Source organism: Novosphingobium terrae (assembly GCF_017163935.1).
Taxonomy (GTDB): domain Bacteria; phylum Pseudomonadota; class Alphaproteobacteria; order Sphingomonadales; family Sphingomonadaceae; genus Novosphingobium; species Novosphingobium terrae.
In genome coordinates, this window is the sequence record NZ_JABVZR010000001.1 from 2,788,474 (window position 1) to 2,810,270 (window position 21,797).

16 protein-coding genes are annotated in these 21,797 nt (G+C 64.6%); 8 read left to right on the forward strand and 8 right to left on the reverse strand.

The window, feature by feature from the left end; genetic code table 11:
• Positions 1–57 precede the first annotated feature (57 nt).
• A complete protein-coding gene (locus HGK27_RS12485; RefSeq protein ID WP_206240959.1) occupies positions 58–1,842 on the forward strand; it encodes an IlvD/Edd family dehydratase in 1,785 nt (594 codons plus the stop codon).
• 32 nt (positions 1,843–1,874) lie between these two features.
• Here HGK27_RS12485 and HGK27_RS12490 read toward each other — a convergent pair whose 3' ends face one another.
• The 4 genes from HGK27_RS12490 to HGK27_RS12505 form a co-directional block, all read right to left on the reverse strand.
• The gene (locus HGK27_RS12490) at positions 1,875–3,368 is read right to left on the reverse strand and encodes a glycosyl hydrolase family 8 (protein WP_206240961.1); all 1,494 of its coding nucleotides are present in this window, start codon (positions 3,366–3,368) and stop codon (positions 1,875–1,877) included.
• 7 nt (positions 3,369–3,375) lie between these two features.
• Complete coding sequence (locus tag HGK27_RS12495) at positions 3,376–6,021, reverse strand: glycoside hydrolase family 3 C-terminal domain-containing protein (RefSeq protein WP_206240962.1); 2,646 nt, start codon at positions 6,019–6,021, stop codon at positions 3,376–3,378.
• A gap of 29 nt (positions 6,022–6,050) precedes the next feature.
• Positions 6,051–7,595, reverse strand: a complete 1,545-nt coding sequence (locus HGK27_RS12500; RefSeq protein WP_206240963.1) for a tryptophan halogenase family protein — start codon at positions 7,593–7,595, stop codon at positions 6,051–6,053.
• A gap of 74 nt (positions 7,596–7,669) precedes the next feature.
• Complete coding sequence (locus HGK27_RS12505) at positions 7,670–10,585, reverse strand: TonB-dependent receptor (protein WP_206240964.1); 2,916 nt, start codon at positions 10,583–10,585, stop codon at positions 7,670–7,672.
• A gap of 358 nt (positions 10,586–10,943) precedes the next feature.
• Between HGK27_RS12505 and HGK27_RS12510 the strand changes: the two genes are divergently transcribed.
• From HGK27_RS12510 to HGK27_RS12520, 3 genes are all read left to right on the forward strand, one after another.
• Complete coding sequence (locus HGK27_RS12510; protein WP_206240965.1) at positions 10,944–11,621, forward strand: SapC family protein; 678 nt, start codon at positions 10,944–10,946, stop codon at positions 11,619–11,621.
• Between the two features lie 5 nt (positions 11,622–11,626).
• Complete coding sequence (locus HGK27_RS12515) at positions 11,627–12,622, forward strand: cupin-like domain-containing protein (RefSeq protein WP_206240967.1); 996 nt, start codon at positions 11,627–11,629, stop codon at positions 12,620–12,622.
• 91 nt (positions 12,623–12,713) lie between these two features.
• Positions 12,714–13,766, forward strand: a complete 1,053-nt coding sequence (locus HGK27_RS12520; RefSeq protein WP_206240969.1) for a LacI family DNA-binding transcriptional regulator — start codon at positions 12,714–12,716, stop codon at positions 13,764–13,766.
• 83 nt (positions 13,767–13,849) lie between these two features.
• On the opposite strand, the gene HGK27_RS12525 is transcribed toward HGK27_RS12520, so the two are convergent.
• The 3 genes from HGK27_RS12525 to HGK27_RS12535 all read right to left on the reverse strand — a co-directional run bounded on the left by HGK27_RS12525 (position 13,850) and on the right by HGK27_RS12535 (position 17,468).
• The gene (locus tag HGK27_RS12525) at positions 13,850–14,275 is read right to left on the reverse strand and encodes a hypothetical protein (protein ID WP_206240971.1); all 426 of its coding nucleotides are present in this window, start codon (positions 14,273–14,275) and stop codon (positions 13,850–13,852) included.
• A 171-nt stretch (positions 14,276–14,446) separates the two neighbouring features.
• On the reverse strand, positions 14,447–16,354 hold the full coding sequence (locus tag HGK27_RS12530; RefSeq protein ID WP_241127102.1) for a sialate O-acetylesterase: 1,908 nt from the start codon (positions 16,352–16,354) through the stop codon (positions 14,447–14,449).
• A 13-nt stretch (positions 16,355–16,367) separates the two neighbouring features.
• Positions 16,368–17,468, reverse strand: coding sequence for a glycoside hydrolase family 43 protein (locus HGK27_RS12535; protein WP_206243132.1), 1,101 nt, complete (start codon positions 17,466–17,468; stop codon positions 16,368–16,370).
• A gap of 167 nt (positions 17,469–17,635) precedes the next feature.
• Between HGK27_RS12535 and HGK27_RS12540 the strand changes: the two genes are divergently transcribed.
• From HGK27_RS12540 to HGK27_RS12555, 4 genes are all read left to right on the forward strand, one after another.
• The gene (locus tag HGK27_RS12540; protein ID WP_241127104.1) at positions 17,636–18,580 is read left to right on the forward strand and encodes a LysR family transcriptional regulator; all 945 of its coding nucleotides are present in this window, start codon (positions 17,636–17,638) and stop codon (positions 18,578–18,580) included.
• A 108-nt stretch (positions 18,581–18,688) separates the two neighbouring features.
• Positions 18,689–18,934: a hypothetical protein gene (locus HGK27_RS12545; protein WP_206240972.1), complete on the forward strand. Its 246-nt coding sequence runs from the start codon at positions 18,689–18,691 to the stop codon at positions 18,932–18,934.
• Between the two features lies 1 nt (position 18,935).
• A complete protein-coding gene (locus tag HGK27_RS12550) occupies positions 18,936–19,268 on the forward strand; it encodes a hypothetical protein (RefSeq protein WP_206240973.1) in 333 nt (110 codons plus the stop codon).
• Positions 19,269–19,551: 283 nt separating this feature from the next.
• Positions 19,552–20,580 carry an aspartate-semialdehyde dehydrogenase gene (locus HGK27_RS12555; RefSeq protein ID WP_206240974.1) on the forward strand — a complete coding sequence of 343 codons (1,029 nt, stop codon included), beginning with the start codon at positions 19,552–19,554 and terminating at the stop codon, positions 20,578–20,580.
• 38 nt (positions 20,581–20,618) lie between these two features.
• On the opposite strand, the gene HGK27_RS12560 is transcribed toward HGK27_RS12555, so the two are convergent.
• Positions 20,619–21,596 carry a GlxA family transcriptional regulator gene (locus HGK27_RS12560; protein WP_206240975.1) on the reverse strand — a complete coding sequence of 326 codons (978 nt, stop codon included), beginning with the start codon at positions 21,594–21,596 and terminating at the stop codon, positions 20,619–20,621.
• Positions 21,597–21,797 lie beyond the last annotated feature (201 nt).

Sequence of the window (21,797 nt, forward strand, 5' to 3'; positions counted from 1 at the left end):
CCCCGACTCACTGCCGCTTCGCCAGCCCGCCTGCCGCCAGATCAAGGACCTGCCCCGATGAGTGACCCTGCCCAGCCCGCCCGCCGTTTCCGCTCTCAGGACTGGTTCGCGGACCCCGCGCGCTCCGATATGGTGGCGCTCTATCTTGAGCGTTTCATGAATTACGGCATCACGCCTGGGGAACTGCGCTCGGGCCGCCCGATCATCGGCATCGCGCAGAGCGGCAGCGATCTTTCGCCCTGCAACCGCATCCATCTCGATCTGGCGAAACGCGTGCGTGACGGCATCCGCGATGCGGGCGGCATCGCCATGGAATTCCCCGTCCACCCCATCTTCGAGAACTGCCGTCGGCCGACCGCCGCGCTGGACCGCAATCTGGCCTATATGGGTCTGGTGGAAATCCTCTACGGTTATCCCATCGATGCCGTGGTGCTGACCACCGGCTGCGACAAGACCACGCCTTCGCAGGTGATGGCGGCCAGCACGGTGGACATTCCCGCCATCGTCCTGTCGGGCGGGCCGATGCTGGATGGCTGGCATGAGGGCGATCTGGTCGGCTCGGGCACGGTGATCTGGCGCAGCCGCCGCAAGCTGGCGGCGGGCGAGATCGATGAGGAAGAATTCCTGCAGCGCGCCTGCGATTCCGCGCCATCGGCAGGGCATTGCAACACGATGGGCACCGCCTCCACGATGAACGCCGTGGCCGAGGCGCTGGGCCTCTCGCTGCCCGGCTGCGCCGCCATCCCCGCGCCCTACCGTGAACGCGGCCAGATCGCCTATGAGACGGGCCGCCGCATCGTGGAGATGGCTTACGAAGACCTGCGTCCCTCCAAAATCCTGACGCGCGAGAGCTTTCTCAACGCCATCCGCGTGGTCACCGCCATCGGCGGGTCGAGCAATGCCCAGCCGCATATCGTCGCCATGGCCCGCCATGCCGGTGTGGAGATCAACGCCAGCGACTGGACCGAGCATGGCTATGACCTGCCGCTGATCGTGGACATGCAGCCCGCCGGTCGCTTCCTTGGCGAGCGGTTCCACCGCGCGGGCGGCGTGCCTGCCGTGATGTGGGAGCTGCTGCAGGCCGGCAAGCTGCATGGCGAAAGCCTGACCATCACCGGCGAGACAGTGGCCGAAAACGTTGGCGAGCGCCCCGCGCGTGACCGCGAGGTGATCCGCCCCTTCGCCGAACCTCTGAAGGAAAAGGCCGGTTTTCTGGTGCTGTCGGGCAATCTCTTCGACTTCGGCATCATGAAGACCAGCGTCATCAGCGAGGAATTCCGTAACCGCTATCTTTCGCGCCCCGGCTCGGAAGGCGTGTTCGAGGCGCGGGCCGTGGTCTTCGAGGGCGGCGAGGATTACCATCACCGCCTCGACGATCCTGCCCTCAACATCGATGAAAACTGCATTCTGGTGATGCGCGGCGCGGGCCCGCAGGGCTGGCCGGGCAGCGCCGAGGTGGTCAACATGCAGCCCCCCGCCGCCCTGATCCAGCGCGGCATCCAGTGGCTGCCCACGCTGGGCGACGGGCGCCAGTCGGGCACATCGGACAGCCCCTCGATCCTCAACTGCTCGCCCGAAAGCGCGGCGGGCGGCGGTCTGTCGTGGCTGCGCACGGGCGACACCATCCGCATCGACATCAACAAGGGCGAATGCAACGCGCTGGTCGATGCAGCCGAGATCGAGCGCCGCAAGGGCGACGGCCTGCCCCCGGTGCCGCCCAGCAACACGCCCTGGGAAGAGCTCTTCCGCGAGAAGACCGGCCAGATGGGCGAAGGCGCGGTGATGGAAATGGCGGTCAAATATCGCGGCCTTGCCGCAAAGACGCCGCGCCATAACCATTGATGGAGTGGGCCGGGCTTTCATCGCCCGGCCCCTCATGTCTTCGGCGCGATGATGCGGAATTCTCCGGAAAGATGCATCATGCTCATCAGATAGACCATGCCGTCGAAATAGCGCTGCTCGCCCGCAGGCGTGGGCATGGCCCAGACGGCGCGTAAAAATCCACGCGAGGCCTCGCCCGGCGTGCCCGCCAGCCCCGCCACCGCCGTTGCCGCCACCATGCCGGAAGAATGGCGGGTGGAAAGCGGCTTGCCTTCCAGCGTGTAGCGGTCCGGGAAGCTCTCCATGCCCTGCCGGGTGAGGAAGCCCTGGATGGCATCGCTCAGCGCCCGCTGGCGCTTGTCCTTGCCCCACCAATTGCTGTCCACCGACCAGTTGCTGGCGGTGCGCCAGCTGTCATAGCCGAAGGGATAGGGCTGGCCGTCGAAAGTCTGCATGGCGCTGGCGTCGAGATAGCTGCGATCCGGCGCCAGCCCTGTGCGAGGGTTCGCCACCTTCACAAAGAAATCGCGGCTGACATCCGCCGCTTTGGCCCAGAAAGCGCGATCCTCCACCGGCCCCCAGCGTGACCATAATTCGTAAAAGGCGGGCAGATGGTAGGAGGCATCGGTACCCGGCACCTCGGTCTCGGCCACGAAGCGCACCATGGCATGGCTCTCATCCATCATCGGCCCCACGCTGGCGAGGCGGGGCGGATGCGGCTGGCGGGCAGGCGGCCATGGGCGGCCCGCCGCCCGGGCCTCGGCGGCTTCGGCGCGGTTGTTGATGCTGGGCCATGGCTGGGCGGGTTCGACAAAGGGCGCATCGCCCGGATGGACGCGGAAGGGCGGCATGCCCGTCTTCACCGCGCGGTGGCGCATGGCGCGCAGGATGCGATCGGCCTGAGCGCGATAGTCGTAAATGCCCTTGCCATTGCCCCAGCGGTTGGCGGCGAAATAGAGCGCCATGGCGTAATATTGCTCGCCATCGGGCGCGGCGCCGGTGCTGCGCGGTGTGCCATCGGTGTTCATCGACCAGGCGAAATAGCCATAGGAGGGATTGGCCGGATCGGTCACCTCCATATAGGTTTTCGACCAGTTCCACAGCGCATCGAACTCGCGCTTGTGGCCAAGCTGGACGGCGATCATCATGCCGTAGCTCATGCCCTCGCTGCGGGCGTCATTGTTGGCCCAGTCGGTGATGTAGGCCAGCGGGCCGTTCGCATTGGCGCCGGTCTCGAAATAGAGGCGCTGTTCCTGCCCGTCGCCATGGAAGAGCTGCTGATAGATGGCGGCGATCCGCGCATGGGTCTGCTCGGGCGAGAGGCCCAATTGCTGCGCGAAGAGATTGGGATAGCGCCCCGTGTGATAGGCCCCCGTGCCATCGCCGGGGTGCCGCTCGACCGGCCAGAGCGGCGCCTCGACATGGTGCCCGGTCGCCACGGCGGGAGGCGGGGTGGAGGCTTCGGTCACCTGCCCCGTCTGCTGAGCCGATGCGGCAGAGGCCAACACAGAAGCCCCCGCCATCAGGATGATGTTGCGCAGCATCATGTTCCCCTTACCGCGCGATGGCTGCGCCATGGGTGACGGCAAAGCCCGTCTCCACCGTGGGCAGCCCCTGCCCCGGCTGCCCGCCGCCAAGGCTGAGCTGATACTGCCCCGCCAGCACCGAGCGCACGCCATCGGGATCGACCGAACTGAGATCACGCGGGGTGAGATCGAAGCTGACCTCCCGCGCCTCGCCCGGCTTGAGCGTCACGCGCTGGAAGCCGCGCAGCGCGATGTTGGGCACGCCCGGCGCCTGAGGGAAACGCAGATAGAGCTGCACCACCTCGTCGCCCGCGCGCTGGCCGCTGTTGCGCAGTCGGGCGCTGACATGCAGGCCTTTCGCGGCATCGCCATCGACCGGCGCAACCTTCAACCCATCATAGGCAAAGCTGGTGTAGCTCAGGCCAAAGCCGAAGGGATAGACCGGCTTGCCCGTGAAATAGCGATAGGTGCGCCCGGCCATGCCGTAATCGTCAAAAGCGGGCAGATCGGCCAGGCTGTGATAGAAGGTGAGCGGCAGGCGCCCGCCCGGATTGACCGTGCCCGAAAGCACCTGCCCCACAGCAAACCCGCCCGACTGGCCGGGATACCACGCCTCGACAATGGCGTTGGCGTTGTCACGCGCCCAGCTCAGATCGATGGCGCTGCCGTTCATCGCCACCACCACCAGCGGCTTGCCCAGCGCTTTCGCATCGGCCAGCAGGGCGCGCTGATCGGCGGGCAGGTCCAGCGCGGTCTTGTCGCCCCCGGCGAAGCCGTCGATCTTGATGGGCATTTCCTCGCCCTCAAGGTCGGAGGTCAGGCCCACGGCCGCCACCACCACATCGGCATTGGCCACGGCGCGGCGCAGATCGCCCGCCTCATCGCGCGAGATGCGCTTCCACACCAGACTGGGTTCAGCCGCCCCGCCCGCCTCCATCTCGAAATGCAGGGGGTAGCGCTCGCCCTTTTTCAGCTCCACCTCAACCAGCTTGGGCGCCTCGCCCCATTGCGAGTAATGATCCGAGGCGATGGCAGGCTTGCCGCCGACATCGATGGCGCCCTTCACCCCGGTCACGCCGATGCGGTAGGTGCCCGTTTCCGGCACGGTGAAAGAGCCGCTCCACACCACCTTATAGGCATCCGACGCCTGCTTGAGCCGGGGCGCATAGGTTTCCAGCCGCTCCTCGGTGCGGCGGGCGATGGGGGTGGCGGCATAGGTCCGCTCGCCGCGCGGTTTGGTGGGGTCGATGGCGTTGAAATAATCGGCATGCAGGCCGGGCTTGCCATCCGGCGTCAGGAAATGCCCGGCAGGCACCGGATCGCCGTCGGTGATCGAGGCGCTGAAGGGCACCAGCGTCACCTGAGCGCCCGGCATGGCGCGGCGCAGGCCCTCCACCACCGAGACCGGCGGCGCGGAATTGGGCGAGGAGTAATTGCCGCGCAACACGCGCGTGGCGTCGCCCAGCGGGCCGATCACCGCCACGTGCAGGCCCTGCTTCAGGGGCAGCGTGCCATCGTTCTTGAGCAGCACCAGACTTTCCACCGCCGCGCGCAAGGAGGTCTCGCGATGCTGCGCCGTGTCCACCGTGGTAAGCGGCACGGGGTTGGTGTTCGGGCCCGCAATCCCCGGCAGATCGCCATTGCGATAGCGCGCGGCAAACAGGCGCACCAAGGCGCGGTCCAGATCGGCTTGTGTCAGCAAACCCCGCTTCAGCGCCTCGGCATAGCGGACGCCAAGGCCGGGGACTTCGCCGATGGTGCCGGTGTGGCATTCATTGTCCACCCCGGCGCGGAATGCCGCCGCCACGCCCGCTGCCGGATCGCTGGCATATTTGTGATGGTCGGCGATATCGACCACGGCGTCACAGTCGGAGACGACATAGCCCTTGAAGCCCCATGCGCCGCGCAGATGGTCCTTCAGCAGATCGTCGCTGGCGCAGGCGGGTTGGCCATCGATGCGGTTGTAGGCGCACATGATCGATCCGGCATGGCCCTCCACAATGGCGGCGCGGAAGGCGGGCAGATAGGTGTCCTCCAGATCGTGGCGCGAGACGAAGACATTGGCGACATGGCGCGTCGATTCCGGCCCGGAATGCACCGCGAAATGCTTGGGCGTGGCGATCACCAGCGGATGCTCCGGATCGGGGCCCTGCATGCCGGTGACGAAGGCCACCCCCATATGCGCGGTGAGGAAAGGGTCCTCGCCATAGGTTTCCTGACCGCGCCCCCAGCGCGGATCACGGAAGATGTTGATGTTGGGCGACCATGTATCGAGCCCGGTGCCGATCTTGCCGAGATGGCCGGTGGCGCGGCCCAGCGTATGCATGGCGCGCACCTCTGTGCCGATCACGCTGGCCACATCATGGATCAGCGGCGGGTTGAAGGTAGCGGCAAGGCCGATGGGTTCGGGGAAATTGGTGGTGGGCAGCGGGCCGAAGGCGCCATGCAGCGATTCCGTCCACCAATTGTAGGCCGGGATGTTGAGGCGCGGGATCGCGGGCGCCACATTGACCAGCTGGGCGATCTTTTCATCCACCGTCAGCCTGGCGACGGTGGCGGCGGCCATCTGTTCGGCCTGATCCTGGGCACTGACCGTCTGGGCGGAAAGAGTGCTGGCGATGATGGCCGCAGTGGACAGCAAAACGCGCAGGCAGCGGGCAGGCGATAAAGGCATCGTTCTCTCCAAGGGCGGTTGGGTGCGGCTCAGACCGGCTGCATCCCGTATTCGGCAATCTTGCGGATCAGTTCGCGGTGGCGCGGCAGGCGGGTGGCAAGCGCCTCGGTGCGGGCGCGGTTTTCGCGCAGGGCGCGCTGGGCGGCGCGTTCGTCCATGGCCAGCCAGGCCGGATCGACCTCGCTGCGGAAATCCATGCCATAGAGGACATATTGGTAGCTGGCCGCCGGGAAGACCTCGTCCAGCCGGTCGAACTCGTCATGGAACCATGGGGGCTGATAGCGCCAGAGCAGCAACAGATCGCGCAGGCGGTCCGGGATGGTCTCGGGGTCGCGGTTGTCGCGCCAGAAGGCGCTGTCTTCTCGTTTGGAGAGGACATAGTGCAGTTTCAGGAAATCGATGATCCGGCCCCAGCGGTAATGGGTCGTTTCATTGAAACGGCGGGCGACGATGTCCATCACCGCGCGCGCGGCGGGCATCTGTTCGGCAATCAGCTTGGCCGACAGTTCGATCAGCACGATGGCCGAGGCTTCGAGCGGTTCGAGGAACCCCGCTGCCAGCCCGACGGCCACGACATTCCCCTTCCAGAAGGTCTCGCGATGGCCCGAGCGGATGGGGATCTTGCGGATCGGCAGATCACGCCCCGCCGGGCCAAGATAGGCACGCAACTCGCGTTCTGCCCCGTCCTGATCGATATGGCGGCTGGAATAGACATGGCCCACGCCGCGCCTTGTGGGCAGGCCGATGTCCCAGATCCATCCGGCGCTTTGCGCGGTGGAGATGGTGTGGGTGGGGATCGGTGCGTCCTCGCTCTCATAGGGGAGTTGCACCGCAAGGGCCGTGTCGCAGAACAGCACGTCCGAGCAATCGCGGAAGGGGACGCCCATGGCCTCGCCGATCAGCAGGGCGCGAAAGCCGGTGCAGTCGATAAAGAGATCGCCCTCGATGCGCCCGGCGCGGTCGGTGTCCAGCGACAGGATATCGCCATTCTCGGCTTTGGCGACGGTGCTGACATTGGCCAGCACATGGCGCACGCCCAGCTTCTCGCAGCAATGTTTTTGCAGGAAGGGCGCGAATTTCCCGGCATCGAGATGATAGGCGTAATTGGCCGCGCCCTCATATTCCGGCGTGGTGATGGCCTTGGGGGCCAGCCCCTGATCGCAGATTACGCCTTGCGCGCAGACCGCATCGCAGAAGCTGCCGTCATCCTCTGAGGCCAGCCAATGCGGGGCGAGGTTCACCTGCTCGAAGCTCTGGGGCAGCATCAGCGGGTGGTAATAGGCGTCATCCTCCGCGCCGGTGGTCCAGCGGGCGAATTTGGCGCCCTGCTTGAAGGAGGCATCGCATTCGCGGAAGAAATCGGTCTCCGAAACGCCCATCTTCTGCAGGGTGGAGCGCAAGGTGGGCCATGTCCCCTCACCCACGCCGATGATCGGCGTATCGGGCGATTCCACCAGAGTGACGGTGAAACCGGCCTTCATCCGTGCGCGATGGCGGGCGGCGATGATCCCCGCCGTCAACCAGCCGGCGGTGCCGCCGCCCACGATCACGACATGCTTGACGGTGCTGCTCATGAACTCGCCTGCCCCCTCACCTGTCCCCAATGGGCGGGCCGGATAAAGCCCCCGGCCCGATCCCGTCTCAGTCCCTAGAAATGATAGCGCGCCCCGAATGTAAAGCGGCGACCATAGCTGTAGGCATCCAGCAGCTGATTGCTGAAGCGCCCATGCGTGCTGTAGACCGAATTGTTGAGGTTGGTGATGCCACCGAACACCGAGACGTTCTTGGTGATATCATAGCTGGAGGACAGATCGACCTGCACCTGGCTGTTGACGAAGGTCGGCTCGGCGCCGAACTGGCCGGTGTTCTGGTTCTGGCCGAATTGCAGCAGATAGCTGTCGCGCCAGTTGACCGCGACGCGGACCTGGAAGCCGTGCTTGTCATAGAAGGCCACCAGATTGGCCGAATTGGCCAGACCCGTCACGGCAAAGCCGCTGGTGCTGATATCCTTGGGGTCATAGGGCTTGTTGGTGCCCACGAAGGTGGCATTGGCCGTGAGCCCGAAGCCGCTGCGCCCGAAGACATGCTGCAGCGCGATTTCCACCCCGCGCACCGTGGCATCCGGCCCGTTCACCTGCTGCGAGACGGAGAATTGCGCCGCCTGCCCCGTGGTGGGATCGATCACCCCGTTGATGGTCTGGCGCTGCACGCCCGCCACGATGAAGTTGCTGACATGCTTGAGGAAGAAATCGACCGAGAAATAAGAGTTCGGCGCGTAATACCATTCCGCCGCCGCATCGAAATTGTCCGAGAGATAGGGGCTGAGATCGGGGTTGCCGCCGGTGGCCGTCAAAGCGCCGACGCGCTGGCCGGAACCGACATTGAGCACCGGATTGAGGTTCTTCAGCGCCGGGCGCGTCAGCGTGCGCGAGGCATCCAGACGCAGATGCAGCTTGGGCGTCACCTCCAGCTTCAAGTCCATGCTGGGCAGCAGATAATTGTAGCTGTTGCCTGCCGCGATGGTCGAGGTCGCTCCGCCATTGGCATAGACGGTGGTGAGCAGCGTCGGGTCGGCGGTGCTGGTGGTCAGCGAGACCGGGGTCTGGCCCAGCGCCAGCGTGTCGAGATGGGTGTTTTCATAGCGCAGGCCGGAGATGAAGTGGAACGGCATGCTGGCGATCTGGGTGGTGAAATTGGCCCGCACATAGGCCGCCCAGGTCTTTTCGGTGATGGTCGCCACGCTTGAAGGGCTCAGCGCCAGATCGAGCGAGCCGGTGTAGTTGCACAAGCCATCGGTGCCCGGCGGACGGGCGCAATAGTTGAAACCGGGAATGTTCTTGGTCTGCGGATTGCCCAGAGATTGCAGGTAATTGTAAACGGCCAGCGGATTGTAGACCAGAATGCCCGGCGCCAGATTGCCGCTGTAGCCCGGAATGAAATTGGCCGTGCTGATTGTGCCGCCATAGATGCTGGAGGGCAGTGCCACACCGGTGGTGCGCCCGGAAGGCGTGCCATAGCCGGCATAGGCTTGCCAGTAATCATTGGTGAAGGTGTCGCTCTCGGCCAGCCGGAAGGTGTCCTGCATATAGGAGCCGCCGAATTGCAGGATGAAATTCTCCTGCTCCCAGGCGCCCTTCACATGGAACTGGCGCACCACATCGGTGTTGCGCTGGGCCTGACGCACCATCACATGCGAGCCGATCACCGAGGTATCGAGGAACTGCCCCGCATTGCCCGAGGGGCCGATGTCATGCAGCACCGGCAGATAGCCGCTGCTGGCGCCGCCCACGGCCAGACCGGTGTTGGCCCCCAGCGTGCCGCCATAGCCGATATCGGAGCTGTTGTTGCCGATCTCGCCATTGGGGTTGAGCCAGCTCTTGGCGAAGGCCGCGTCCACATCCAGCTTGAGGTGATCGGTGACCTGATACTTCAGGTTCGCGCCCAGCTGGTTGGTGTTGATCAGCGAATGGGTGATGACCGCATTCATGTCCATCGGCGTGCCCGCCTGATTGAAATCGATCGCGGTGCCGTTGCTGTCCTGCTTGACGTTGGTCAGGCTGCTCATGTTGAACCAGGCGGCATAGCCGTAGCTGGTGGTCTGCACGACCTGACTGCTGAAATTGTCGTCGATGGTCAGCAGGATACGGTCACTGGGCTTCCACTGATAGACCAGCCGCGCATCGACGCGCTCGTCCCGTGTGGTGTTCTGCTCGGCGCCCGCCTGCTGGGGGAACCAGCCGAGCACGGTCTGCTTGTCGCTGGCCAGTCCGCTGGTGGTCGAGCCGGGGTTGCAGCTGGCCGCCGTGCTGCCCGCCAATTGGCAGGGCGCGTAATAGCCGCCTTCCCAGCCATTGACGAAGACATGGTTGGTGGTGGTGTCATGGCGGGAGTAGGCGATGTCGCCCAGCACGCCCATCGTGTCATCGGCAAAGGTGTCGCTGACCAGCAACCCGCCCGAGGGCACGACATTGCCCTTGCGATCCTGAATCGAACCCGAGACCGAGGCCGCCATATGCAGACCGGGATGATCGAAAGGCTTGGGGAAAGCGATATCAATCGTCGCACCGATGGCGCTGGCTGACAGCGAGACATCGGGCGTCTTGTAGACGTTGAGCTGGCCCACGAAATCGGAGCCCACCGTCGAGAAATCGACTGCACGATTGCCGGTGGCGGTGGAAATATGGCGTTCATCGTAAAGCGTTTCGTTGAAATCGCCGCTGAAGCCGCGCACGGTCACGCCCGTTGCTTCGCCGCGATTGCCCGAGACCTGCACCGAAACGCCCGGCAGACGCTGCAGCGAGGCCGCCACATTGGGATCGGGGAACTTGCCGATATCTTCGGAGGAAATGGCATCCAGCACGCCCGCCGCATTGCGTTTGATATCAAGATTGCGCTGCAGCGAGCCGCGAATGCCCGTCACGATGATGGCAGGTTCATCGCCGGACGGCGCCGATGTGGTGGCAGGCGCCGCCGTATCCTGAGCGAGCGCGGGTGTGCCGATGGCCACCGCCAGAGCGCAGGACGCGCCCGAAACCATCAACCCTCTTATGGATCGCCTGATCATACCCCTATCCCTCTGTTTTTATTGGCGGATATTTTCCCGCCCGGACAATTCTTGAGGCACGACTTTCCAGCCGCACAATCGATGAACGACGTGACGTGATTATTCTGTCTTCACACCGAAATTCTTATGTCCGCACTCTTACGGAGTGCATCCCTCTTCCTGTTACGCCTGCTTCGACGCATTGTGATTGACTTGTTAGGGGAAGAAGGTAGCGCTATCAAGAGATATTTTCAGGGACAATTAAGGACAGGTTTTACTGTTGCCGCCAGTGCACAGTTGCCGCCGACTGTCACTGCTGTATCCTGGGCCCAACCCCAGACAAGATGGCGCCAACAAGCCATGAACAGGGAGAGAGATCGTGCTGAAACAGATGGAAATTCTCAACACGCACCAGCATCGCGACCTGCATATGCATGCCGCCCTGCCCGATCATCCCCATTGCGTGCAGGTGGTGATCGGCGAGTTCGCGCATGCCGCCACCTGCTGCCCGCTGTTCTTCGTGAAGGAGCCCGAGACGGGGCGGTTCAATGTGGTCGCCCTCTTCGGCTTCACCCCGGGCGAACTGCTGGTGGAAGGGGCGGAAAAGGGCCAGGCGCAGTTCCTCCCCCTTGAAATGGTGCGACAAGGCTTCTTCATCGATGGCGAGCATATGGCCGTCGATCTGGCGCATCCCCGCTTCGGCCCGGGCGCTGCGGTGCCCCTCTTCGAGTCGAGCGGCGAGCCGACAGATGAAACCCGGCTGATCCAGCGCTCGATCGGCATGCTGGTTTCGGGGAAAGAGGCCACCGCCGCCTTCATCCGCGAGATGGTGGCGCTGCGCCTCATCGAGCCTGTCGGCATCACGCTGAGCTTCGACGATGGGCAGAAGCTGACTCTGGAAGGCCTCTACACCGTCAGCCTCGATGCGCTTCAGGAGTTGGAAGACGGCGACGTGCTGCGCCTGTTCCGCAACGGTCATCTGGCGGCGGCGCTGTGCATTCAGGCCTCGCAGCGGCAGGTTTCCGTGCTGGCCCAACGCCGCAACGCGCGGCTTTAAGCCTTATGCCACCCTCGCCCGTGCCCGAGATCGATGCCCGTCAACCCGTCGATCTCGCTGCGCTGACCGCCGCAGGCCAGCCCATGGTGCTGCGGGGGCTGGTGGCGGACTGGCCCACCTGTCACGCCGCCGCGCAGTCGCCCGAAGCGCTCAGCACCCATCTGCGCAGCTTCGCCAACCAGCAGCAGGCCGAACTCTTCACCGCCGATGCAGCGGGCGGGCGCTACTTCTACGGCGAAGATCTGGCGGGCTTCAACTTCACCCGCATCCCCGCCACGGTGGAGAGCGCACTTGATGCCATTCTGGCGCGGGTGGAAGAGCCCGCACTGGGCTCGGCCTATATGGGCTCGCTGCCCATCGCCGCCTATCTGCCCGGTTTCAGCGCAGCCAATCCGCAAAATCTGCTGCCACCCGGCGTCGACTCGCGGCTGTGGATCGGCACCGCCTCGCGCATCGCCTGCCATTATGATGCGGTGGACAATCTGGCCTGCGTGGTGGCGGGCCGCCGCCGCTTCACCCTCTATCCACCCGAGGCCATCAGCGACCTCTACATCGGCCCGATCGACCATACGCTGGCGGGCCAGCCGATCAGCCTCGCCACGCCGGACACCGGGCGCCACCCCCGCTTCGCCAGGGCGCAGGCCAAGGCCCTGACCGCCGATCTGGCCCCGGGCGATGCGCTCTATCTGCCCAAACTGTGGTGGCATCAGGTCGAGGCCGAAACGCCCTTCAACATGATGGTCAATTACTGGTGGGATGCCCATGCCATCGGGCCAGACGCGCCAATGCTCTCCATGCTGCTGGCGATGATCGCCATTGCCGAACGCCCTCAGGCCGAACGCGACGCCTTCCGCGCCTTTTTCGAACATTACGTCTTCCGCGCCGAGGGTCACCCCCTCGCCCATCTGCCCGAGGAGCAGCGCGGTATCCTGCGCCAGATTGATCGCGCCGCCTATGGCCGCATCCGCGCCACCATCATGCGGGAGCTGCGCGGCAGCTAGGCCATGTTCCAAAGTATAAGTCGGACAAGAGCTTAACTTGCTTTCCCTTTCCCCGCCGCGATAGACAGGCGCAGGGAAACGGTGAGTCACGATGTCAGAAAAGAAATCCAATCGTCGGCACTCCGGGCGTCCGACGGTCAGTGACGTCGCCCGTTTTGCGCAATGCTCTCCCATGACGGTCAGCCGGGTGATCAACGGTCACCCCAGCGTGCGCACCGAAGCGCGCGAGGCGGTGGAGGCCGCGATCAAGGCGCTGAATTACGCCCCCAACCGCGCGGCGCGCAGTCTGGCGGGCGCGGGGCAGATCCGCATTGCCCTGCTCTACACCAACCCCTCGGCGGCCTATCTGAGCGAATTGTTGCTGGGCTGCCTCGATGAAGCCAGCCGCGCCGATGTCCATCTGGTGGTGGAGCGCTGCGCCTTTGGCGAGGATGAGGAAAAGGTCGTCAAACGGCAGATGGCCGGCGGGATCGACGGCTTTCTGCTGCCTCCGCCGCTCTGCGACGAAAAGGCGCTGCTGGACCTGTTGCATGGGCTGAAGGTGCGCGCCGTGCAGATCGGCCCGGGGCAGGCCGACCCGCATCACGACGCGGTGATGATCGACGATTATCAGGCCGCTTATGATATGACCCGCCATATCATGGCGCTGGGCCATCGCCGGATCGGCTTTATCATCGGCAACCCGCATCAGTCGGCCAGTGGGTTGCGCCTTTCCGGATTTCGCGATGCCATGGCGGCAGGGCAACTGGCGGTGGAAGAGGATCTGGTGAGGCAGGGCAGTTTCACCTATCGCTCGGGCTTCGATGGGGCCGCCGCGCTGCTGGAGCTGGCTGCTCCGCCCACGGCCATCTTCGCTTCCAACGATGATATGGCGGCAGGCTGCGTGGCAGCGGCCCAGCGCCAGCATCTGGAGGTGCCGCAAGACCTGACCGTCTGCGGCTTCGACGATACGGCGATCGCCACGAAGATCTGGCCTGAACTGACCACCGTGCGCCAGCCGATCCATGCCATGGCCTGCACCGCGCTGAACCTGCTGGTCGAGCGCATCCGCGCGGAACGCGGCGCCGACAGGTCAGCGGTTCAGCACAAGGTGCTGGATTATGAACTGGTGAAGCGCGATTCCGATGCCGAGCTTTTACCCTAAGCAACGCGCGCATCGTGCGAGCGGGTCTGCACGGCCGGTTGGCGAAATATTTCGTCAACAGCGGCCTGACCGGAGCCGATAACTTAGCGGGCCTTCCATCGGGAGTGTGCAGTCTTCCAAGCCGATGCTGAATATTCCACGCAAGTGCTTTCAAGGTCACATCCGTAGCGTCTTTCAATCAATCTCCGGTATCGATTCGCGGTAAATTGGGATGTTCTGGCATCGATTATCAGCACGATTGCCGCTGAAGGAGTCAGCTGGCGGCTTTGTACGAGATAGCTTTCTAACATGTGTTCGCTGACCTGAGCCCCGTTCCAGTATGTCTTGTTATTTCCAATTTTCAAAAGATTAGCGACCATCAGTTCGCCATTTTCGCACCCTTGCTTGCGCCAGTGATTGGGCAACGGCATGCAGTGCTTTTGAAAATACTCCCAACCACCATGTGTAACGGGAGCGCCGGTTACGGGAGCAGTCGAAGCATAGAGCAATGCAATCAGGAAATTTATCATCCTGCCTTCATAACATAGATAAGGCCCGTCCCCCCTAACCAAGCCTCCCTTCCCCTGCTGCGCAGCAGCCTTCAAAAGCAGCCAAACAGCGTTCAACCTCAATCTGAAGCACAAGGCAGACACTAAAGGGATTGCAAAGGGCGATGGCCCTTTGCCCGCCGGAGGCCCCTTTTACCGATCCGTCACCGCCATTTCGAACCCCGGCACCGGCAGATCGCGTCCATCATAGAGATTGACCCGCGGACTATCAGCCCAGGCGTAGCGCACCACCTCCGCATCGCCCGCGTCGGGCAGCAGCACGCTGTCACCCTCGACCGTCGCGGCAACCAGACGGCAATCGCGGCCATCGTGCCCGCACAGTTCGAAACCCAAAGGCCCGACGCCGCTCCAAGCGTGAAGCCCGCCTTCCACACCGCTGAAGCGCAGGCGGATGGCGCTGCCCTCGCGCTGCGCCGAGAGCGGCATCGGCATGGGCACACCGCGCGCTGCCAGCGCCAATCGGTCCCCCAGCGTTTCCTTGTTGGCCGGGTGGATGTCGCTGCTCTCGCCAAGGTCGATCGCGGTGACCAGCGCCGCGCCCGGGGCCTGCGCCGCCACAAAACGCTGGTCATCACGCAGACGGGCCGTGTTGGAGGCCACCGCCCCCTTCTGCACCGGACCATAATTGGCCAGTTGCACCACCAGCACCCTCACATCCGTGCCGAACTGGCCGCGCCAGCCATCGATCAGGGCGGACAGGCGCTGACGATAACCGGGCTCATCGACATCGCTCTCGCCCTGATACCAGGCGACGCCCTTCAGCGCCAAGGCCCCCAGCGGCGCGATCATGTTATTGTGCATCACCCCGATCCCGCCATTGGCGTCCCATGGCGCGCGAGGCGGATAGGTCTGCGCGCCGGAGATGCTGAAGCGCCAGCCCTCGGCCAGCGGAATGGATGCGCCGCCCTTGATGGCCAGTAGCAGCACCTCGGGTTTGCTCTGGAAGCCGCCATCGGCATAGCTGTTGGTCACGGCGACCATGATCTCATTGACGCCGGGATGCAGATAGGCGGGCGGAACCGCGTAGTCCCGCTCGTAATCCCAGCCGAAGCTGTTGCCCACCGGATGGCCGTTGACGAATGTCATATCCATATCGTCCAGCACGCCCAGTTTCAGCGCGGCTCCGGCGGCGGCCTGTTCCGGTGTCAGGGTGATCTGGCGGCGCAGCCAGATGGTGCCCGTCGCCTTGGTGGCCAGAGGCGTGCCCTCCCAGCCCAGCCAGCCCGAGATCTTCGGCACGGCGCTCCAAGCGAGACTGTCGGGCTGGCGCCATGGCTCGGAACCCCGGGTGGCACCGCGATACCATTCCTGCCAGCGCGGCGCGAAGCGGCTGACGGCATCGAGCTTGTCACGCGCGAAGGCCTGCAGCATGGCCATATCCTCGGCACCATAAAGCTTCAGCCCCGCTTGCGGACTCAGCCATGCGCGCGCTTGCGATCCGCCCCAGCTGGAGTGGATCGCCCCGATCGGCACATGCAGCGCCTTGCGCAAATCGCGGGCCATAAAATAACAGGCCGCCGAGAAATTGGCGGCGGTCTGCGGGCTGCTCGCCGCCCAGCTTACCGGCCCGCCAAAGCTGGTCCGGGGCTGCATGGCGATGGTCTTGGGCACGGTCAGCAGACGCAAACCACCATCGCCTGCCGCCGCCACCTCGCCGGGGCCGTTGAGTGCGCGGGCCACCGGATATTCCATGTTCGACTGCCCCGAACAGAGCCAGACATCGCCCACCAGCAGATCGCTGGCCTTTGCCGTGTCAGAGCCTGCGGACACCGTCAGCGTCACGCCCGCATCGCTGGCCGGGCGCGCAGGAAAGCGCAGCGCGAAATGGCCGGAGGGATCGCTGGTGCCGGAGGCATGCGCCTCACCCAAGCTGGCCGAAACGGCGCGTTTGGGAGCGGTCCAGCCTTCCACCATAATGGGGCGGTCGCGCTGGATCACGGCATGATCGCCCCAGATCGGCGCCAGTGCCAGCCCCGCCTCTGCCGCATGCGCGGGCATGGAGGTCAGCACAAAACCGGCCATCAAAGCGGTGCAACGCATCCCCCCGCTCATCCTACTTGGCCTTCATCGGGTCGATGGTCTGGATCGTGCCGTCCGGGTTGAAGGTCAGCGGCGTCACCTTCACATTGCGCAGATGGTTGCGGTTGGAAAGCTGGGTGTCGGCATAGAACAGCCACCATTGGCCCTGCCACGCGACGATCGAGTGATGCGTCGTCCAGCCCTGCACCGGCTTGAGGATATGCCCCTTGTAATGGAAGGGGCCGTAGGGATTGTCGCCAATGGCGTAATTGATGAAATGCGTGTCGCCGGTCGAATAGGTGTAATAATATTTCCCATCCTTGCGGAACATCCATGAGGCTTCGAAGAAGCGCTTTTCATGGTCACCGCCCAGCACCGGCTTGCCCTGCTCATCAAGGATGACGGCATCGCGCGGCTTTTCGGCGAAGCTCTTCATATCCTCGCCCATGCGGACCACCTTGCCCGAGAGCGCAGGCGCATCGTCGCGCATCAGATCGGTGTTGGACCCCTTGGGGTCGAAGCGACCGCTGGCCCAGCGCTGCAACTGGCCGCCCCAGATGCCGCCGAAATACATGTAGCTCTTGCCGTCGGCATCGGTGAAGACGGCGGGGTCCATCGAGAAGCTGCCGGCAATCGGCGTCTTTTCAGCCTTGAACGGCCCCATCGGGCTGGTCGAAGTGGCCACGCCGATGCGGAAGGTCCCCAGCCCGTCCTTGTCCCGGCTTTTGTCGCGCGCGGGGAAATAGAGGTAATAGGTGCCCTTGCGATAGGCCGCATCGGGCGCCCACATCTGCTTGGAGGCCCAGGGCACATCCTTCACATCCAGCGCCACACCGCCCACCGTCACCGGGCCGCCGATGCGGTCCATGCGCAGCACGCGATAGTCACGCATGGCATATTCATTGCCCAGATCGTCGTCGGGAATGCTGGTGGGCACGTCATGCGAGGGATAGACGTAGATCTTGCCGCCGAACACATGAGCCGAAGGATCGGCGGTGTAGAGGCTGCTGACCAGCGGCTGATCGCGGAAAGCGCTGGCGGGGGCGCCTGTCTGCTCCTCGGCATGGGCTGCGGCAGCATGCAGCAGGGCGGCAGCCGCAACTGTGCAAAGGGGGGCGAAGGTCCCTTTCATCATCGTCATCCTCGATTCCGTCATTCTTGTGATTGATCGTTTTGGTAGCGCTATCTTATGACCTCATCTGACAGCCTCGGCAATGCGGAAATCACGCCCTGCAATGGCCCGCGACGGCGGCCCCGCTTCCATGCTAGCCTGCCGCCACCCCTATCCGAATGGCCAGCCTGATGATCGATGCCCGACGCCTTCGCTATTTCCTTGCCGTGGCCGGCGCGCGCAGCTTCACCAGGGCCGCCGAGGCGCTGCATATGGCGCAGCCCCCGCTCAGCAAGCGCATTCAGGAGCTGGAAGCCGATATCGGCACCCCCCTCTTCGACCGCGAGGCCCGTCCGCTGGCACTCACCCCGGCGGGGCGGCTGCTGTTCGAGCAGGGCATGCAGATCGACCAGCGCATGGAGCAGATGGCCCTCACCATGCGCCAATTCGTCGCGGCGGAACGGCGGCGGCTGGTGCTGGGGCTGATCCCCTCGGCCTTTCACGCGCAATTGCCCGATATGATCCGCCGCTATCGGCTGCTCGCCCCCGATGTCGAGGTCACGCTCAGCGAGATGACCACGCTGGAGCAGATCGCCGCGCTGAAAGACCGCCGGATCGATGCCGCGCTGGGCCGCGTGCGGATCGACGATGACTCGCTGGCCCGCGAGGTGCTGCGCGATGAACCCATGCTGCTGGCCCTGCCCATCGACCACCCGCAGGCGCTGGAGGAAGGCCCCGCCGACCTGCGCCTGCTGGAGGAGGTGCCGCTGATCGTCTATCCCAAGGATCAGAGCCCCTCCTATGCCGATCTGATCCTGTCGCAATGCCGCGACCATGGCCTGCATCTGCCCAAAACGGTGGAAGTGCGTGAGATGCAGACCGCGCTGATCCTGGTGGCGGCAGGCATGGGGGCCTGCATCGTGCCGGAATCGGCGCGGCTGATGGAGCGCCCGGAGATCCGCTTCCGCCCGATCCGCCAGCCGATGAGCGCACCGATCATCCTCTATCACCGCGAGGGCGACAATTCCTACGAATTGCGGATGATGTACCGCACCTGCGCCCAGCTTTACGCGGAATGGGGCCGATCCGTGCCCGATGTTGTGCGCGCCAGAATGGGCGATCCCGACGCGGCGTGAGCGGTCCATACCATCAGGATATGGACCGCGGTTCCAAACGGTCTTGGCGCTTTGGTCAACGCAGGTTCATATGCGGTGCCGGTTCAACAACACACCGGCAGACGCCCCATGATCAACCCGCCCCCTTCCCCCCGGCAACCACGCCATCCGGCCGCCCGGGCTGCCGTGCATCCGGCACGCACTCATCAGGCCATGGAGCAGAGCTTGCTCGCGCTGGTGGTGGTGGCACTGGGCAGTGTGATCTTTCAGGCGGTCTATCGCTCCTCGGATGATCTGGTGATGGCGGCGCTGGCGCCGGTGATCGCCTTCCTTTCGGTGGGCTCGCTGTTTGCCGGCCATGGCGGGAGGCACTGAGATGCTCGACTTCACCCATCACGAAACCTTTGAGATCGCCGACAACGACTCGAACGACAACACCCCGATCGTCACCGAGGACGCGCTCGATCCGCTCTCGCTGCGGGTGGTGCATCTTGCCCGCACGGAAGGCTGGCGCAGCATGGCCATGCGCTCGACCGGCAGCCGCCTGTGGCACTGGTTCCTGGGCGATATCGAGGAACCGCGCCAGCTCGCCAATCCGCGTCTGGAGATGCTGCGCAACTTCTGCACCTTCACGCTGATGGGCGATGAAAGAAGCGATGGGTTGGCAACCACCATGCTGCAAAGGGGCATTACAGCCCGGCCCAACTGAAAATTGCGCGTGATTTGAGCATCGCTGCCTGAATCTTGCCTTTCCGGCGCATCACAGACACAATTCCATTTACAGCGCAAAATTCCCCGGCTAAGGGCGCCTCATGTTCGTGAAGCCCATCATGATTATTACCCCGAAACCGACCGCCTCCGTGCGGACGGTGTCGCGGGTGTGCAGCTAAACGAAACAGCTCACCGGACACTTTCCCCGCACTCAGGCAGGCGGGGTTTTCCTTAAGGAACACATGAACCTCGCGCTGCTCCTCACCTGACAGGAGTATACCATGGTTCATGCCTTCACCCCCGGCCAGAAGCTCAATGTCGGCATCGTCGGCGCCACCGGCCTTGTCGGCTCGATGATCCGCGAGATCCTGGCCGAGCGCAATTTCCCCCTCGCCTCGCTGCGCCTGTTCGCCTCGGCGCGCTCGGCGGGCAAGGTGGTCGATGGCATCACCGTGGAGGATGCCGCCACCGCCGATTATGCGGGCCTCGATGTGGTGCTGTTCTCGGCGGGCGGCTCGACCTCGAAGGAACTGGCGCCCAGGGTGGCGGCAGCGGGCGCGATTGTGATCGACAATTCCTCGGCCTGGCGCAGCGACCCGCAAGTGCCGCTGGTGGTCGCCGAGGTGAACCCCCATGCGCTGGCCAATCTGCCCAAGGGCATCGTCGCCAACCCCAACTGCACCACCATGGCCGCCATGCCGGTGATGCGCCCGCTGCATGAGGAAGCGGGCCTGAAGCGCCTGACCGTCTCGACCTATCAGGCCGTCTCGGGCGGCGGCGTGGAGGCCATCGATGTGCTCTCGCGCCAGATCGCCCATGTCGGCGACCGCGCCCGCGAGCTGTCCACCGGCGGCCATGAGGCGCTGCTGCCCGCCGCCGAAAAGTGGGCTGTGCCGATCGCGCATAACGTCGTGCCGCTGAACTACGTCTATGTCGAGGACGGCTACACCGAGGAAGAGATCAAGCTGCGCGACGAAAGCCGCAAGATCCTTGAGCTGCCTGACCTGCTGGTCTCGGGCACCTGCGTGCGCGTGCCGGTCTTCACGGGCCATTCGCTGTCGATCAACGCCGAGTTCGAGCGCCCGATCAGCCCCGAGCGCGCGCTCGAACTGCTGGGCGTGGCGCCCGGCGTGGTGGTGACCGAAGTGCCCAACCCGCTGGAAGCCACAGGTCAGGACCCGGTCTTCGTGGGCCGCGTGCGCCGCGATCCCACCGTGGCGCATGGTCTGGCGCTGTTCGTTGCCGGTGACAATCTGCGCAAGGGCGCGGCACTGAACGCGGTGCAGATCGCCGAAGCGCTGATCGCCTGATGTGTGAGGGGCCCGGCCATAGAGCCGGGCCCCTTTCATCACGCTCCGCCATCCTCCAGACGAAAACTGCCGCGATAGGCCGCCGGGCTGACGCCCAGCCGTTTCTGAAACACCACACGCATCTGCTCGGCACTGCCGAAGCCGCATTCGAAAGCCACCAGCTTGAGCGGCTTGCTGGTCCCCTCCAGCAGATTGCGCGCATAGTCGATGCGCACCCCTTCCACGAAATCGTGAGGGGTGAGCGACAATTCCTGCGTGAACATCCGCGCCAGACTGCGCGGGCTGGTGCCAGCGATCCCGGCCAGCCGCTCAACCGGGAAAGCCTCCTGCACATGGTCCCGCACATAGGCCTGCACCCGTGCCAGAGGGGACTCGGGCGGCGATTGCGGCACCAGATAAGGGCTGAACTGCGATTGCCCGCCCTGCCGCTGCGCCGCCACCACCAGCCGCCTGGCGCAGGAGAGAGCCACCTCCGCGCCATGATCCTCGGCCACCAGCGCCAGAGTCAGATCGATCCCGGCCGTCACGCCTGCCGAGGTCACCAGCGGCCCGTCGCGCAGATAGATGCGATCGAATTCGACCGTCGCTCTGGGAAACATGGCGGCAAGCTGTGAGGCGACCTGCCAATGGGTGGTCGCCCTGCGGTCATCGAGCAGCCCTGCCCGCCCCAGCGCAAAAGCGCCCGTGCAGATCGAGCCATAGCGCTTGGCCCGCGTTCCCCAATCGCACAGCCATGCGCTCATGGCGCTGTCCTTCGGCCTGTCCGGCAGCGCCGGGCCGCCCGCGACCAGCGCGGTATCGAACGCCATCGTGGCTTCCGCGAAATCCAGATCGGGCGTCATGGACAATCCGTTGGAGGCGCGCATCGGGCACCTCTCCGCGCCGATCACCGTGATCTCGTAAAGGTCCTGCGGCGCGATAAAGCTGTTGGCCTCGGCAAAGACATCGAGCGGCCCGGCCACATCGAGCGCCTGCACACCATCGTGAATGATCAGGGCAACCGATCTTGTGCTCATGGCCTGTTTTTCCTCAAACATGCTCAGGCGGAAACCGAGGGGGTTTTGGCAGGATCTCCGGCCTCGCTCCGGTTGCGGCGCTGGCCATGCCCGTCGCATAGAATGGGTGTCGAGACCAGAGGCTCTCCCCCGTCCCTGATGCACCGCCTCCGGCCTCGGCACCTGCTTCCACCACGCGGCTGCCGCCCATTCCCGGGCGCG

What these genes read in the sequence shown, in the direction of transcription:
- HGK27_RS12545 (WP_206240972.1), top strand. Translation starts at nt 18,689, where the DNA reads ATGATCAACCCGCCCCCTTCCCCCCGGCAACCACGCCATCCGGCCGCC.
- HGK27_RS12555 (WP_206240974.1), top strand. Translation starts at nt 19,552, where the DNA reads ATGGTTCATGCCTTCACCCCCGGCCAGAAGCTCAATGTCGGCATCGTC.
- HGK27_RS12530 (WP_241127102.1), bottom strand. Translation starts at nt 16,354, where the DNA reads ATGCGTTGCACCGCTTTGATGGCCGGTTTTGTGCTGACCTCCATGCCC.
- HGK27_RS12560 (WP_206240975.1), bottom strand. Translation starts at nt 21,596, where the DNA reads ATGAGCACAAGATCGGTTGCCCTGATCATTCACGATGGTGTGCAGGCG.
- HGK27_RS12485 (WP_206240959.1), top strand. Translation starts at nt 58, where the DNA reads ATGAGTGACCCTGCCCAGCCCGCCCGCCGTTTCCGCTCTCAGGACTGG.
- HGK27_RS12495 (WP_206240962.1), bottom strand. Translation starts at nt 6,021, where the DNA reads ATGCCTTTATCGCCTGCCCGCTGCCTGCGCGTTTTGCTGTCCACTGCG.
- HGK27_RS12540 (WP_241127104.1), top strand. Translation starts at nt 17,636, where the DNA reads ATGATCGATGCCCGACGCCTTCGCTATTTCCTTGCCGTGGCCGGCGCG.
- HGK27_RS12535 (WP_206243132.1), bottom strand. Translation starts at nt 17,468, where the DNA reads ATGATGAAAGGGACCTTCGCCCCCCTTTGCACAGTTGCGGCTGCCGCC.
- HGK27_RS12525 (WP_206240971.1), bottom strand. Translation starts at nt 14,275, where the DNA reads ATGATAAATTTCCTGATTGCATTGCTCTATGCTTCGACTGCTCCCGTA.
- HGK27_RS12490 (WP_206240961.1), bottom strand. Translation starts at nt 3,368, where the DNA reads ATGATGCTGCGCAACATCATCCTGATGGCGGGGGCTTCTGTGTTGGCC.
- HGK27_RS12500 (WP_206240963.1), bottom strand. Translation starts at nt 7,595, where the DNA reads ATGAGCAGCACCGTCAAGCATGTCGTGATCGTGGGCGGCGGCACCGCC.
- HGK27_RS12520 (WP_206240969.1), top strand. Translation starts at nt 12,714, where the DNA reads ATGTCAGAAAAGAAATCCAATCGTCGGCACTCCGGGCGTCCGACGGTC.
- HGK27_RS12505 (WP_206240964.1), bottom strand. Translation starts at nt 10,585, where the DNA reads ATGATCAGGCGATCCATAAGAGGGTTGATGGTTTCGGGCGCGTCCTGC.
- HGK27_RS12515 (WP_206240967.1), top strand. Translation starts at nt 11,627, where the DNA reads ATGCCACCCTCGCCCGTGCCCGAGATCGATGCCCGTCAACCCGTCGAT.
- HGK27_RS12550 (WP_206240973.1), top strand. Translation starts at nt 18,936, where the DNA reads ATGCTCGACTTCACCCATCACGAAACCTTTGAGATCGCCGACAACGAC.